Origin of the sequence: Candidatus Pelagibacter sp. HIMB1495 (assembly GCF_052047955.1) — a bacterium.
Lineage (GTDB): Bacteria > Pseudomonadota > Alphaproteobacteria > Pelagibacterales > Pelagibacteraceae > Pelagibacter.
In genome coordinates this window covers 1,181,056-1,194,864 of the sequence record NZ_JBNAIQ010000001.1, presented here as the reverse complement: position 1 = coordinate 1,194,864, position 13,809 = coordinate 1,181,056, and the positions used below count along the sequence as shown (strand labels likewise).

General features: G+C 31.6%; 12 protein-coding genes. All 12 read left to right on the top strand.

All coding sequences use genetic code 11. The annotated features are described in order from the left end of the window. The first annotated feature begins 30 nt into the window (after positions 1 to 30). The gene (locus ACTTAW_RS06490; RefSeq protein ID WP_440651599.1) at positions 31 to 1,815 is read left to right on the top strand and encodes an IlvD/Edd family dehydratase; all 1,785 of its coding nucleotides are present in this window, start codon (positions 31 to 33) and stop codon (positions 1,813 to 1,815) included. Continuing rightward, complete coding sequence (locus ACTTAW_RS06485; protein ID WP_440651598.1) at positions 1,816 to 2,784, top strand: 2-hydroxyacid dehydrogenase; 969 nt, start codon at positions 1,816 to 1,818, stop codon at positions 2,782 to 2,784. A gap of 125 nt (positions 2,785 to 2,909) precedes the next feature. Further along, positions 2,910 to 3,926 (top strand): TRAP transporter substrate-binding protein DctP, encoded by a 1,017-nt coding sequence (gene dctP / locus ACTTAW_RS06480; protein WP_262590472.1) that lies wholly within the window; start codon positions 2,910 to 2,912, stop codon positions 3,924 to 3,926. A 59-nt stretch (positions 3,927 to 3,985) separates the two neighbouring features. Continuing rightward, positions 3,986 to 4,555, top strand: a complete 570-nt coding sequence (locus ACTTAW_RS06475; protein WP_262590473.1) for a TRAP transporter small permease subunit — start codon at positions 3,986 to 3,988, stop codon at positions 4,553 to 4,555. Position 4,556: 1 nt separating this feature from the next. Continuing rightward, entirely contained in the window at positions 4,557 to 5,879 is a 1,323-nt protein-coding gene (locus ACTTAW_RS06470) for a TRAP transporter large permease (RefSeq protein WP_075506115.1), read from the top strand. Beyond that, a complete protein-coding gene (locus ACTTAW_RS06465) occupies positions 5,876 to 6,745 on the top strand; it encodes an NAD(P)-dependent oxidoreductase (protein ID WP_440651596.1) in 870 nt (289 codons plus the stop codon). The genes ACTTAW_RS06470 and ACTTAW_RS06465 overlap by 4 nt, the downstream gene beginning before the upstream one ends. Continuing rightward, positions 6,742 to 7,485, top strand: coding sequence for an SDR family oxidoreductase (locus ACTTAW_RS06460; RefSeq protein ID WP_440651594.1), 744 nt, complete (start codon positions 6,742 to 6,744; stop codon positions 7,483 to 7,485). The genes ACTTAW_RS06465 and ACTTAW_RS06460 overlap by 4 nt, the downstream gene beginning before the upstream one ends. Positions 7,486 to 7,506: 21 nt before the next feature. Further along, positions 7,507 to 8,349, top strand: a complete 843-nt coding sequence (locus ACTTAW_RS06455; protein ID WP_440651592.1) for a fumarylacetoacetate hydrolase family protein — start codon at positions 7,507 to 7,509, stop codon at positions 8,347 to 8,349. Between the two features lie 6 nt (positions 8,350 to 8,355). Beyond that, on the top strand, positions 8,356 to 9,528 hold the full coding sequence (locus ACTTAW_RS06450; RefSeq protein WP_440651590.1) for a mandelate racemase/muconate lactonizing enzyme family protein: 1,173 nt from the start codon (positions 8,356 to 8,358) through the stop codon (positions 9,526 to 9,528). Further along, on the top strand, positions 9,521 to 10,432 hold the full coding sequence (locus ACTTAW_RS06445) for an SMP-30/gluconolactonase/LRE family protein (RefSeq protein WP_440651588.1): 912 nt from the start codon (positions 9,521 to 9,523) through the stop codon (positions 10,430 to 10,432). Before ACTTAW_RS06450 ends, ACTTAW_RS06445 begins: the two co-directional genes overlap by 8 nt. Continuing rightward, the gene (gene ppc, locus ACTTAW_RS06440) at positions 10,407 to 13,097 is read left to right on the top strand and encodes a phosphoenolpyruvate carboxylase (protein WP_440651586.1); all 2,691 of its coding nucleotides are present in this window, start codon (positions 10,407 to 10,409) and stop codon (positions 13,095 to 13,097) included. The genes ACTTAW_RS06445 and ppc overlap by 26 nt, the downstream gene beginning before the upstream one ends. Further along, positions 13,098 to 13,805, top strand: coding sequence for a cytochrome c biogenesis CcdA family protein (locus ACTTAW_RS06435; RefSeq protein WP_440651584.1), 708 nt, complete (start codon positions 13,098 to 13,100; stop codon positions 13,803 to 13,805). Positions 13,806 to 13,809 lie beyond the last annotated feature (4 nt).

Below are 13,809 nucleotides of genomic sequence, written 5' to 3'. Positions count from 1 at the left end.
CAATAACTTAAACAAACCATTATATTAATTATGCCTAAAAAAAGAAAAAAGAGTTTCCGAAGTCAACAGTGGTTCAATAATCCAAAAAACCCTGACATGACGGCTTTATATTTAGAAAGGTACTTAAATTATGGTCTTACAAGAAAAGAATTACAATCTGGAAATCCAATTATAGGTATTGCTCAATCAGGCAGTGATCTTTCTCCATGTAACAGACATTTTATGTCTTTAACTAAAAGAATTAAAGATGGGATCAGAAGAGCTGGAGGAATTCCAATGGAATTTCCAACTCACCCTATTCAAGAAACTGGAAAAAGACCAACAGCTATGTTGGACAGAAATCTATCTTATTTATCTTTGGTAGAAGTTTTGTATGGTTATCCAATCGATGGAGTTATTTTAACTACAGGGTGTGATAAAACTACTCCTGCAGCATTAATGGCAGCAGCCACAGTTAATATTCCTGCAATAGTTCTTTCAGGTGGCCCAATGTTAGATGGAGTTTACAAAGGAAAACTTGCCGGATCTGGATTAGTAGTTTGGGAAGCTAGAAAAATGTTAGCTAAGGGAGAAATTAAATACGAAGAATTTATGGACATGGTTGCATCTTCTGCGCCAAGCGCTGGTCATTGCAATACTATGGGAACAGCATCTTCTATGAATTCAGTTGCAGAAGCTTTAGGCATGTCCCTACCTGGAGGAGCTGTAATTCCTGCACCTTATAGAGAAAGAGAACAGATTTCATATGAAACTGGAAAAAGAATTGTTGGAATGGTTCATGAAGATTTAACACCATCAAAAATTATGACACGTAAAGCATTTGAAAACGCAGTAGTAGTTGCAAGCGCAATAGGTGGATCAAGTAACTGCACAACACATTTAAGTGCAATAGCTAAACACATGGGAATTAAGTTTGATTTATCTGATTGGCAAAAATTAGGTCATAATATTCCTTTGCTAGTAAACTGTCAGCCAGCTGGTGAATATTTAATGGAAAGTTTTCACAGAGCAGGTGCAATACCAGCGGTTATGAAAGAATTAATTAAGAATAAAAAAATTCATACCAACATAAAGACTGTAACTGGAAAGACAGTAGGTGAAAATTTGAAAAAGAAAATTGATGTAGATAACAAAGTGATCAAAACATTTAAAAATGCTCTAACAGAAAAAGCTGGTTTCTTAGTTATGAGAAGTAATTTCTTCTCATCTGCAATAATGAAAACATCAGTAATCAGTAAAGAATTTAGAGATCAATATTTATCAAACCCTAAACACCCTAATGCTTTTGAGTGTAAGGCAATTGTTTTTGAAGGTCCTGAAGATTACCATAAAAGACTTAATGATAAGAAATTAAAAATTGATGAGAACTCAATATTAATTGTTAGAGGATGTGGTCCAGTAGGTTACCCTGGTTCTGCAGAAGTAGTTAATATGCAACCACCTGACAGATTGTTAAAAAAAGGTATTAGACATCTGCCTACTTTAGGAGATGGAAGGCAAAGTGGAACATCTGAAAGTCCTTCAATACTTCATGTGTCACCAGAGTCTGCAGTTGGAGGAGATTTAGGAATAGTCAAAACAGGTGATAAAATTAAAATTGATCTAAATAAAAGAAGAGTTGATTTACTAATTTCTCAGGCTGAGTTTAAGAAGCGAAGAAAAAATAGAAAGAAATTTAAAGCAAATAATCAAACTCCTTGGCAAGAAATATTCAGAAATACAGTAGGTCAATTAGATGATGGTGCTTGTATTAATTCTAGAGGAAAATATTTGGATGTATCTCATACAAAAGGTTTACCTAGAGACTCTCATTAAATGAAACCAAAGATATTAGTTTCTAGAAAAATTTCAGATTTAGCAGAAGAAAAATTAAGTAAAGAATTTGATGTAACATTAAATCCAAAAGATGAGCCAATTCCAGAAAGTGAATTAATTAAGATAATAAATGACTATGATGGGATGATTTCTACAGGATTTGATAAAATTGGAGAAAATTTTTTTAATAATCTTAATGGTAAATTAAAAATCATTGCTCAGGTAGGAGTAGGTTACGATAATATTTCTGTTAACTCTGCTTTAGAAAAAAAAATAAAAGTTACCAATACACCAAATGTATTAAACGAAGCTGTTGCAGAGCTAACTATTCTTTTAATATTAGCTGCCTCAAGAAGAATTGGCGAAGCTTATAATTTAGTTAGAACTGATAATTGGAAAAATCAAAAACCTGACTTAACTAAATTTATGATTGGTAACTCAGTTACTGGCAAAACTTTAGGTATTATTGGTATGGGACGAATAGGAAGAATGGCTGCTAAAAATGCAAAAGCATTTGGAATGAAAATAATTTATTATAATAGAAATAAGTTGTCTGCAGATTTAGAAGATGGTGCAAAATATTATTCAGATTTAAATTCGATGTTACCAAATTGTGATTTTGTAAGCATACACACACCAGCTACCGCAGAAACAAAATACATTCTTAATAAAGATACAATAAGTTTATTACCAAAACATGCAGTTGTCATAAATACATCAAGAGGATCAACAATTGATGACGATGCATTAATTGATGCACTAGAAAATAAAAAAATTTATGCAGCCGGTTTAGATGTTTTCAACAATGAACCAAATTTAGATAACAGATATTTAAAACTAGATAACTGTTTTGCTCTTCCTCATGTAGGTAGTGCGACACATGAAACACGTCTTGCAATGAGCATGATGGCGGTAGATAATATCTATTGTTTTTTTAATGAAAAACCTTTGATTTCAGAAGTAGTTTAGAACAATTCTATTCTCTGTGTTTATAAAATATATATAATTTCTATATATAATAATTAAACCGATTTAATTGAAATAGAAAATCATTTATGATTAACTTTCGAAAAAACATAAACGAGAGGAAGATAATGTTTAAATTAATATCTAAAACTTTAGCAGCGGTGGCTATGGTTTCAGTTGCTTTATTTGGCTCTGCAAATGCAAAGACTTTAAAGATTGAAACTCACTTTACTGCTAGCTCACCAAATGGTGAAGTTGCGGCTCAGTTCGCAAAAAATGTAGAAAAGTTTTCTGGTGGAAGCTTGAAAATTGAAATGTTCTACTCATCTTCAGTAACAGGTAAATCTGCTGAGGTATTTAACTCTGCACAAACTGGAATTATCGATTGTGATATGACTGGTGCTGGTTACCAAACTGGTAAAAATGCAGCGTTCCAATTTGCAGGTGATGTAATGGGTGGATACGATAACCCATACCAACAATATGAATTCTTGAACTACCCAGGTGCTCAAGATGCTGTTGATGCATTATACAACAAATATGGAATGACTTTGATTGGTTGGTGGATACCAGGACATGAGTCTTTAATATCTAGCAGACCAATTCCAGATGTTGCTTCATTGAAAGACTTTAAATTTAGATCACCTCCAGGAATGGAAAGTATGATCTTTACAACTTTAGGTGCGAAGCCAATCGTTATGGACTTTGGTGAAGTTCCTACAGCTTTACAAACTGGTCTAATCGATGGTGCTGACTATTCATCTTTAGCAACTAACTATGCTGGTGGACACTATGAGCAAAACAAATATGCTACATACCCAGGTTTCCACTCTATGCCGGCTGACCACTTAGCTTGTAACACAAAAGTATGGAACAAGTTAAAGCCACATGAGCAAGGTGCTATGAAAGCTGGAATAGAAATCGCTGGAAGAACTATTACTAGCTTAGTTGAGAGAAAAAACGCTGAAGCTGTTAAAGCTTTAAATGAAATGGGCGTTACTCTTCATGACTGGTCTAGAGAAGATAGACTTAAATTCAGAACAGCTGCACTTGCTGCTTGGGAAGAATGGAAGACTAAATCTCCAGAAGCTGCGGCTTTAATCGAAATACACAAAGCTTACATGAAAGCTAATGGTATTATGTAATAAATAATTTTTGAAGGGCCTGAAAAGGCCCTTCGAATAAAATCTAAAATTTTTACTCAATGATAGATAAAGAGTTACAAGAACAAAACGAAAAAGTAGCGAGTAAAGATGATTTTCCAATTAATTGGATTGATAGAGTTTCCTTATTTTTAAGTCACACAATAAAATATTTAATTCCTGTAATTGTAATTGTGATGATGTATGAAATTTTTATGCGATATGTTTTATTTAAGCCAACTTTATGGGCTAATGAGTTATGTTTGTGGCTTGCAGGTGTTTGCTATTTAGTTGGTGGAATTTATGCAACAAGATTAAGAAGCCATATTAGAATAGTTTTACTTTACGACTGGGTTGGAAGACCAACTCAAAGAATTTTTGACTTAATTAGTACTATAATTATTGTTCTTTTTGCTACAGCAGTAATTTATGGTGGATGGGAAGATGCACACAGATCTTTCACTACCTGGGAGAGATTTGCAACTTATTGGGATCCTCCAATTCCGGCTACAATGAAACCACTTACACTTTTATGCGTATTTCTTATTGCAGTTCAATCAGTAAATAACCTAATCATTGATTGGAGAAATCCAAAAGAAAAACAATACGATCCTTCAAAAGAATTAAAGTAAGATGGAATTTGAAATAGGAACACTCTCGATAATATTAATAGTGGGATTATTAGCACTAATATCTATTGGTGTTCCGATGGGATTTGCATCAGGCTTCATGGGTGCAGTACTAGTATTTTTATACATAGGTGAGCATGCTTTAGGAATATTGCTTTCAAGGTATTACTCACTGGTTGTTACTTATTCATTTTTATCAGTGCCTTTGTTTATCTTTATGGCCTCCTTGCTCGAACGCTCTAACATTGCACGAGATCTTTATGATGCTTTAAACGCGTGGTTAAGAAAAACTAGAGGTGGAGTAGGTGTAGTTACTGCAATCATGGCAACTATCATGGCTGCAATGAGTGGAATTATTGGAGGAGAAATAGTTTTATTAGGATTAATTGCATTACCACAAATGTTAAGACTTAAATATGATCAAGACATGTCTATTGGTATTATTTGTGCATCTGGATCTTTAGGAACAATGATACCTCCATCAATTGTTTTAATTATTTATGGATTAACAACAGAGACCTCTATTACGATGTTATTCCAAGAAGCAATTGTTCCAGGTTTAATGATTTCAGGTTTAATTATTACATACATTCTTATTAGAACAAGGTTACAACCTCATTTAGCTCCATTGAGTGATGAGCCGGCTTTAACTTTAAAAGAAAAAATGTCTTACCTTCCAGGTCTACTTCCACCAATTGGAATTGTAATTATTGTATTAGGTTCAATTTATTCTGGAATGACTGGTATTACTGAAGCCGCAGGGATGGGTGTTGTTGCTACTTTAATTATTATTTTTGCAAGAAAAGAGCTGACATGGTTTTTATTTAAAGATGCATTAACAAGAACTTTCAAAGCATCTGGAACGATTTTGACAATTACTTTTGGTGCAACAGTCTTAGCAGGAGCTTATTCTCTTGCAGGTGGCCCAAAATATGTAGCAGAAACAATTTTAGCGTATGATTTGAAACCAATGTATCTAATTTTCATGATGCAGATTATGTTCTTAATCATGGGAGCATTCATGGACTGGGTTGGAATTGTATTATTGGCGATGCCAGTATTTTTACCAATTGTAATTGCACTTGGTTTTGATCCGATTTGGTTTGGAATATTATTCTGTGTAAATATGCAGGTTTCATTTTTAAGTCCACCATTTGGGCCCGCTGCTTTCTATTTAAAATCGGTTGCTCCTCCACACATATCTTTAACAGATATCTTTAGAGGTTTTGCTCCGTTTATAGTAATTCAGTTAATTGTATTAGCATGTGTTATGTTCTTCCCTGAAGCAATGACACAAAATTTCCACGAGTTTAAACCAAAACCATGATAACAATTGGATTTATTGGAACAGGTCTAATGGGCCTTCCAATGGCTAAAAATATATTAAAATCTGGATTTAAATTAAAAGCCTTTAATAGATCAATAGAAAAAGCAGAACCACTAAAAGAGTATGGTGCAGAAATTTCAAAAACAATAAGTGATGTAGTTAAGGATAGTGATTTTGTCATTACCATGTTAACTGATGATAGTGCTGTAGATGCAATAACTTCTAGTTCAGATTTTTTAGACAACTTAAAATTAGGATCAACAGTTATAGATATGAGCTCTGTAAAACCCACGACAGCAACAAAACATGGAACTAATTTAAAATCAAAAAATGTAAATTATCTAGATGCACCAGTTTCAGGAGGAACAATCGGAGCAGAAGAAGCTTCGCTAGCCATCATGGTTGGCGGTGATCAAAGTGTTTTTGATAATTCTGAAAAAATTTTAAAAGCAATGGGAAACCCAACATTGGTTGGACCTGTTGGAAGTGGACAAGTATCAAAACTAGCAAATCAAATTGTTGTTGGAGTTACAATAGGAGCTGTTGCAGAAGCCATAACATTATGTGAAAAAGCTGGAGCAGATCCAAATAAATTAATCAAAGCTCTTTCTGGTGGATGGGCTGATAGTAAAATACTTCAAACCCATGGAAAGAGAATGATTGATAAAGATTTTAGCCCTAAGGGCAAGACCTATACTCATTTGAAAGATATGAATAACATTTTAGAATGTGCAAATTCTTATAATACACATTTACCTATTTCAAATTTAGTTAAAGAAATGTATAAGACTTTAGTTGATAATGGTCATGGCAACACTGATCACAGTTCACTTTATAACGAGATTGAAAGGATAAATAAAAAATGAGCGGAAGACTTAATGGCAAAAAAATTGTTGTAACAGCAGCAGGACAAGGAATTGGAAAAGCAACAGCAATTGCATTTCATAAAGAAGGAGCTCATGTAACAGCTACAGATTTAAACGAAAAAACATTAGCAGAATTAAATAAAGAATATCCAGATATCAAAGTTACCAAATTAGACTCAACTGATAACAACGCTATCTTAGAATTTACTAAAACTCTTGATAAAGTAGATGTATTATTTAATGCAGTTGGATTTGTTCACCATGGAACAATTCTTGAATGTGATGAAAAAGATTGGGATTTCTCATCAAATGTAAATGTGAAATCAATGTATTTTATGTGTAAGGCGATGTTACCATTGATGGTAAAACAAAATGGTGGAAGTATAATTAATGTGTCTTCATGTGCTTCAAGCTTAAAAGGTTTTCCAAACAGATTTGTCTACGGAACAACAAAGGGCGCTGTAATAGGTTTAACTAAAGCAATTGCTGCTGACTTTGTAAAACAAAATATCAGATGTAATTCAATTGCTCCTGGAACAGTTTTCTCACCATCTTGGCAAGACAGAGTAAACCAGAGCCCAGATCCAGTTCAGGCAAAAAAAGATTTTATTGCAAGACAACCAATGGGAAGATTAGGAACTGCAGAAGAAATTGCTGCAGTTGCAGTTTATTTAGCAAGTGATGATGCAACATTTACAACAGGAACTACAATTTCTGTTGATGGTGGAATTTCAATATAATTTAATAACAAAAGGACAATTATGAAATTATTAAGAGTAGGCCAAAAAGGACAAGAAAAACCAGCAGCTTTAGACAAAGATGGTAAAATTAGAGATATTAGTTCACACATTTCAGATTTAAATCCTGATCATTTAAATTTTGAAACTATTTCAAAATTACAAAGTGCTGATTTAGCAAGTCTTTCAGAGATATCTTCAAGTGAGAGAATTGGTTCATGTATTACAAAACCAGGAAAATTTATTGCGATAGGTTTAAATTTTTCAGATCATGCTGCAGAAACAGGAGCAGAGGTTCCATCTGAACCAATTACTTTTATGAAAGCAACAAGTTGCATCAATGGTCCTAACGATGATATCGAAATTGTGTCTGGTTCAAAAAAATTAGACTGGGAAGTAGAATTAGGAATTGTAATTGGAAAGCATACAAAACATATTTCAGAAGCTCAATCACAAGATCACATTTTAGGATATTGTTTAGTAAACGATATTAGTGAAAGAGAATGGCAAATAGAAAAAATGGGTCAATGGGTTAAAGGAAAATCTCATGACACGTATGGACCAATTGGACCTTACTTGGTAACCAAAGATGAAATTGCTGACATTAATAATTTAAAAATGAGTTTAGATGTTAATGGTCAAAGAATGCAGACTGGAAACACTAATACTATGATCTTTAATGTTAACGTTATTGTATCTTATTTAAGTAAATTTATGTCATTACAGCCAGGTGATATAATTACAACTGGTACACCTCCAGGAGTTGGTATGGGAATGAAACCACAACAATTCTTGAAAGCTGGTGATACAATGAGATTATCAATTGAAAATTTAGGAGAGCAAAACTCTAAAGTAGTTGCTTTATAATCTTTTGTGAAAATAACTTCTATTAAAAGTCATGTACTTAAATATGAGTTAGAGAAAGAACTAGGTTATTCACAACAATATTATAAACACCGAACAGCCCATTTGGTTGAAGTACAAACTGACGAAGGCATTACGGGATGGGGTGAATGTTTTGGTCCAGGTAATATTGCTTTAGCCAATAAGTTCATTGTTGAAAAGGTAATTCAGCCTTTAATAATAGGCGAGGATCCTTTGAATAAAGAACATATCTGGCAAAAAGTTTACAATCTTTTAAGAGATAGTGGTCAAAAAGGAATGCCAATACAAGCTTTGTCAGGAGTTGACATAGCTCTATGGGATATCTTAGGAAAAAAAACAAACTCTCCTCTTTACCAACTTGTTGGTGGGAAATGTAATAATGAAGTTCCTGTTTATGGATATGGAATGATGTTACAAAAAAAATCAGTGGATGAATTAATTCCGTTGTTTGAAGAAGAAGCTAAACAGATTAAATCAAAAAATTTTAAAGCAATGAAAATGAAGGTTGGATTAGGTCCAAAAGAAGATTTAAAGTTAGTTCAAGCAGTTAGAAATTCTATAGGTGAAGATTTTAAATTAATGGTGGATGCTAACCATGCTTATAATCTGAAAGATGCTCTTTATGTTGGAAAAGGACTTGATGAACTAGATGTTTATTGGTTTGAAGAACCTGTCGCTCCTGAAGATTACAACGGTTACCAAGAATTAAAAAAAAATATATCAACCAGTGTTGCTGGAGGTGAAGCAGAATTTACAAAGTATGGATGGAATAAATTAATTAACAATGATTGCATCGATATAGCACAACCAGAAGTATGTGGATTAGGAGGTATTACAGAATATTTGAAAGTTGCAGCCTTGGCGCAGGCTAACTTTGTTCCTGTAATTAATCATGTTTGGGGATCTGCTGTAAGTATAGCGGTAAATCTTCATTTACTGACTGCACAACCAGATATGCCAGGGGGATTATTCCCAACAAAATCTATGCTCGAATTTGATACAACAGAGAAAAATATCTTTATTACAGATCTACCAAAAGAAAATTTTTCAATTTTAGATCAAGTTAAAAACAATAAGGGATTTGCATCAGTGACAGACAATGCAGGTATTGGTATAAACCCAAATGAGGATTTTATTAAGGAGTTTGAAGTAAATGAATAAAATTAAAACTACAGAGCCTAAACCAATTTGGAAAATAAGATGTACTTTAGGTGAAGGAACACTTTGGGTTAAAGAACACAACTCAATTTATTTTGTTGATATAAAGAAAAAGAAAATTTGTTCTTTAAATATAAAAAATAAAAAAAAGAAAATATTTAAAGTAAATAAAGAAGTAGGTTTCATTGCCCACATAAGAGATCATATATTTATTCTAGGATTGCAAGGTGAAATAAGAATTCAAAATTTAAAATCAAAAAAAGTTTTAAAATCGATACCAATAGAACCTAAATTAAAATTGAATAGAATAAATGATGGTAAAACAGATCCTGCTGGAAATCTTTGGTTTGGAACTATGGATAACTTAGAGAGAAAAATTGAAAAAGGATCTTTGTATAAATTAGATAAAAATTTAAAATTAACTAGAGTTGATAAAAATTATAGAATTACAAATGGCCCAGCATTTATTGATCAATATAATTTTTACCATACTGATAGTCCTAAAAAAACTATCTATAAAATTAAGATAAATAAAAATAATAAAATAATTAGTAAAAAAATATTTAAAAAGTTAACTCCTGAAGAAGGAGTTCCAGATGGAATGACTGTAGATAAAAATAAAAATTTATGGGTTGCCCATTTTCGTGGGGCATGTGTCTCAGTATTTAATAGTAGAGCAAAATTAATTCACAGAATTAAATTTCCAGCTAAAAATATTACTAATTGTGCGTTTGGTGGTAAGAATAATCAAGAACTGTACGTTTCAACAGCTACAAAAGGAATGGACAAGGCTGATTTGCGAAAATTTAGATATTCAGGATTCTTTTTTGGTGTAAAAACAAACACAAAAGGAGTTTTACAAAAAAAATTTATTTTAAGTAATGAAGCAGAGAGATCTTTACTATGAACGAATACCTACTAAGCTTTTAAGAGAAGATATAAGATTATTAGGAACTTTTCTTGGAAGAGTAATCAAAGATCAAGAAGGCACAAAATTTTTCAATATTGTTGAGCGATTAAGATTATTATCTAAAAACACCTTATTAGATAAAAATAAAAGTAAGGTATTTTCCAAAATTTCAAAAGACACAAGAAAGCTTTCACCTGAAATAACTTTTAAAGTCACTAGAGCTTTTTCACATATTCTTAATTTAATGAATTTAGCTGAGTCGTTAGATGCTTCTAGAAAACTTAATGAATACGATAATCCATACTTTAAGAACAAAAAACAAAATCTATTTATTGAGGATATAATTAACAATCTTTTTAAAAATAGAAAAATCTCTGACAAAAAAATTTATGATCAAGCAACAAAACTTGATATTGGAATAGTACTCACAGCACATCCAACAGAAGTTAAGAGAAGAACACTAATTCAAAAATACGCAAATTTAACTACCTTGATGGAACAACGTCATCTTTATAAAAAATACCCCGCAAAGATTATTGAAATTGATCGAAAACTATATTCTGAGATAGCCATTATTTGGAAAACTGATGAATTAAAAAGAACCAAACCATCACCACTTGATGAAGCCAGATGGGGTTTGGCTGTAATAGAGGATAGTTTATGGGACACAATTCCAAGAGTTTATAAAAGGTTGAATGATATTTTTAGGAAAAATTTAAATAAAGATCTTCCTAGAAACTTTAATCCTATTCAATTTGGTTCCTGGATGGGTGGTGATAGAGATGGAAATCCAAATGTTACATCTGAAGTAACAAAAAAAGTAATTTTATTTTCAAGATGGCAAGCTGCAAAGTTATACGAAAGAGAACTCACAAAATTAATTCAAGATTTATCAATGGAAGAATGTTCACAAGCAATCAAAAAATTTACTGGAAATAGTTTTGAACCTTATAGAGTTTATTTAAGACCTTTAAGAGACAAAGTAAGAAGAACATATCAGTTAATTGAAGCACATATAAATTACAATAAACCCTTAGATGATAATAAATTACTAAAAGATAAGTATGAAATTATTAATCCATTAAGAGAAGTTAGAACTTCCTTGAACATGAACAAAGGTCAACATATTGCAAATGCAGATTTGCTGGATTTGATAAGAAGAGTTAGATGTTTTGGAATAAATTTAGCAAGATTAGATATTAGACAGGAGTCTGATAGACATGAAAAACTTTTAAATGAAATATTTAAAAAGAAAAATAAAATAAATTATTCACAATTACCTGAAGAAAAGAAAATTGAATTACTTAATAAATCAATAAAACAAAAAAAATCTTTTGTTAATAAAATTAATTTAAGAGACAAAGAGAATTTAGAAGTTTGGAAAACATTTAAACAAATATCTAAAGAGCCAGAGCAATGTATGGGTGCTTATGTAATTTCAATGACTTCAAAAGCATCTGATATTTTATCTGTTTATTTATTGCAATTACAGGCTGAAACAAAGAATTTGTTAAGAGTAGTACCACTTTTTGAAACTTTAGATGATTTAAAGAATGCAAAAGGTGTTATGCAAAATTTATTTAAACTTCCTTGGTACAGAAAAATGATCAACTCAAAACAAGAAGTAATGATTGGATATTCAGACTCTAGTAAAGATGCAGGAAAACTATCTGCAAGTTGGCATCAATACAAACTTCAAGAAGAACTTAGAAATTTAGCTAAAAAATATAAAATAGATCTTGTATTTTTTCATGGAAGAGGAGGATCTCCAGGAAGAGGAGGAGGACCAATTCAGGCAACTCTTAAATCTCAACCATCTGGAACAGTAAATGGAAAAATTAGAATTACTGATCAAGGAGAGGTTATACAGCAAAAATATGGATATAAACCTTTAGCTGAATACAATCTATGTAGTTATATCGGAGCAGTAATGGAGGCAACTCTAAATCCACCTCCTAGATCAAAACCAAATTGGCGAGAGCTTATTCAAAAAATGTCTGAGATTTCTACATCTGCTTACCGAAAATATTTAAATCAAAGTGAGGATTTTATTAGATATTTCAAAACTGTTACTCCGCATAAGTCACTTGGAAAACTTGCAATTGGTTCAAGACCTACCAAAAGAAAAAATGTTGACAATATACAAAGTTTAAGAGCTATTCCTTGGGTATTTGCTTGGACACAAATTAGATTAATGCTTCCTGCTTGGCTCGGCACAACTGAGGCTTTAAGATATGGATCAATTAAAAAGTTTAAAAAAACTATGACAGACATGGAGAGGAACTGGCCTTATTTTGTATCAACAATGGATATTTTGGATATGGTGATTTCAAAGGTTGATCCTGAAATATCAGTGATTTATGAAAACAATTTAGCTGATAAATCTTTGATAAGAATTGGAAAAAGATTGAGGTTTCAATTTGATGCATTGGTCAAATTGCACAATAAAATTACTCCAAAAGAAGTTATAAAAGAGAGGAAAGAGTTTAGAAAAGCGTTATTTATCAGAAACAACTACACTGAAATGCTTAACATTCTTCAGGCAAATATAATGAATAAATTAACAAATAAAAAATTTAAAAATTCAGATAAGAAATATTTAGACGATGCTTTAATGACATCTATTGCAGGAATTTCTGCAGCAATGAAAAACACTGGATAGATGATTGAATATTTAATTGCTTTTGGAGCAGGATTAATAAGTTTTTTATCACCATGCGTTCTACCTTTGATACCTGGATATATATCTTTTGTATCAGGCCAATCTCTTAAAGAAATAACTGAGAAACAAAATTTTAATATTGTTCCCTTAATTAAATTTTGTTTTGGTTTTTCATTAGTATTTATCATTTTTGGAGCTTCAGCATCTTTTTTAGGACAAGTATTGTTAGAAAACTCTCAATCTTTAAGATTAATCGCTGGACTGATTGTTATATTTTTTTCATTACAATTGTTGGGTGTCTTTAATTTTGGATTTTTAAATATTGATAGAAGATTTGATTTTAAAAAAATTGATAGCTTTTTCTTTCCTGTAATAATTGGAGCTGCTTTCGGATTTGGATGGACACCTTGTATTGGTCCAATATTAGGATCAATTTTGGCTTTAGCTTCAATTGAAGATACTTTATCAGGAGCAATAATTTTATTAAGCTTTTACTCTTTAGGTTTAGCTATACCTTTTGTTTTATCTGGCTATTTAATTCAAAAATTTTTAATTTTTTCAAAAAATATGCGTCAGTATATAAATATTATATCAAAAGTGGGTGGTGCAATTCTTTTAGTAACTGGAATATTAATTATTACAAATAAATTGCAAGCAATTGGGTTTTATTTAATTGAGATCTTTCCTTTTATGCAAAACTTTGGTTAAAGTA

Coding starts and splice junctions, on each gene's coding strand:
- ACTTAW_RS06490 (WP_440651599.1), top strand. CDS start 31: ATGCCTAAAAAAAGAAAAAAGAGTTTCCGAAGTCAACAGTGGTTCAAT.
- ACTTAW_RS06445 (WP_440651588.1), top strand. CDS start 9,521: ATGAATAAAATTAAAACTACAGAGCCTAAACCAATTTGGAAAATAAGA.
- ACTTAW_RS06435 (WP_440651584.1), top strand. CDS start 13,098: ATGATTGAATATTTAATTGCTTTTGGAGCAGGATTAATAAGTTTTTTA.
- ACTTAW_RS06485 (WP_440651598.1), top strand. CDS start 1,816: ATGAAACCAAAGATATTAGTTTCTAGAAAAATTTCAGATTTAGCAGAA.
- dctP (WP_262590472.1), top strand. CDS start 2,910: ATGTTTAAATTAATATCTAAAACTTTAGCAGCGGTGGCTATGGTTTCA.
- ACTTAW_RS06465 (WP_440651596.1), top strand. CDS start 5,876: ATGATAACAATTGGATTTATTGGAACAGGTCTAATGGGCCTTCCAATG.
- ppc (WP_440651586.1), top strand. CDS start 10,407: ATGAAGCAGAGAGATCTTTACTATGAACGAATACCTACTAAGCTTTTA.
- ACTTAW_RS06460 (WP_440651594.1), top strand. CDS start 6,742: ATGAGCGGAAGACTTAATGGCAAAAAAATTGTTGTAACAGCAGCAGGA.
- ACTTAW_RS06470 (WP_075506115.1), top strand. CDS start 4,557: ATGGAATTTGAAATAGGAACACTCTCGATAATATTAATAGTGGGATTA.
- ACTTAW_RS06455 (WP_440651592.1), top strand. CDS start 7,507: ATGAAATTATTAAGAGTAGGCCAAAAAGGACAAGAAAAACCAGCAGCT.
- ACTTAW_RS06475 (WP_262590473.1), top strand. CDS start 3,986: ATGATAGATAAAGAGTTACAAGAACAAAACGAAAAAGTAGCGAGTAAA.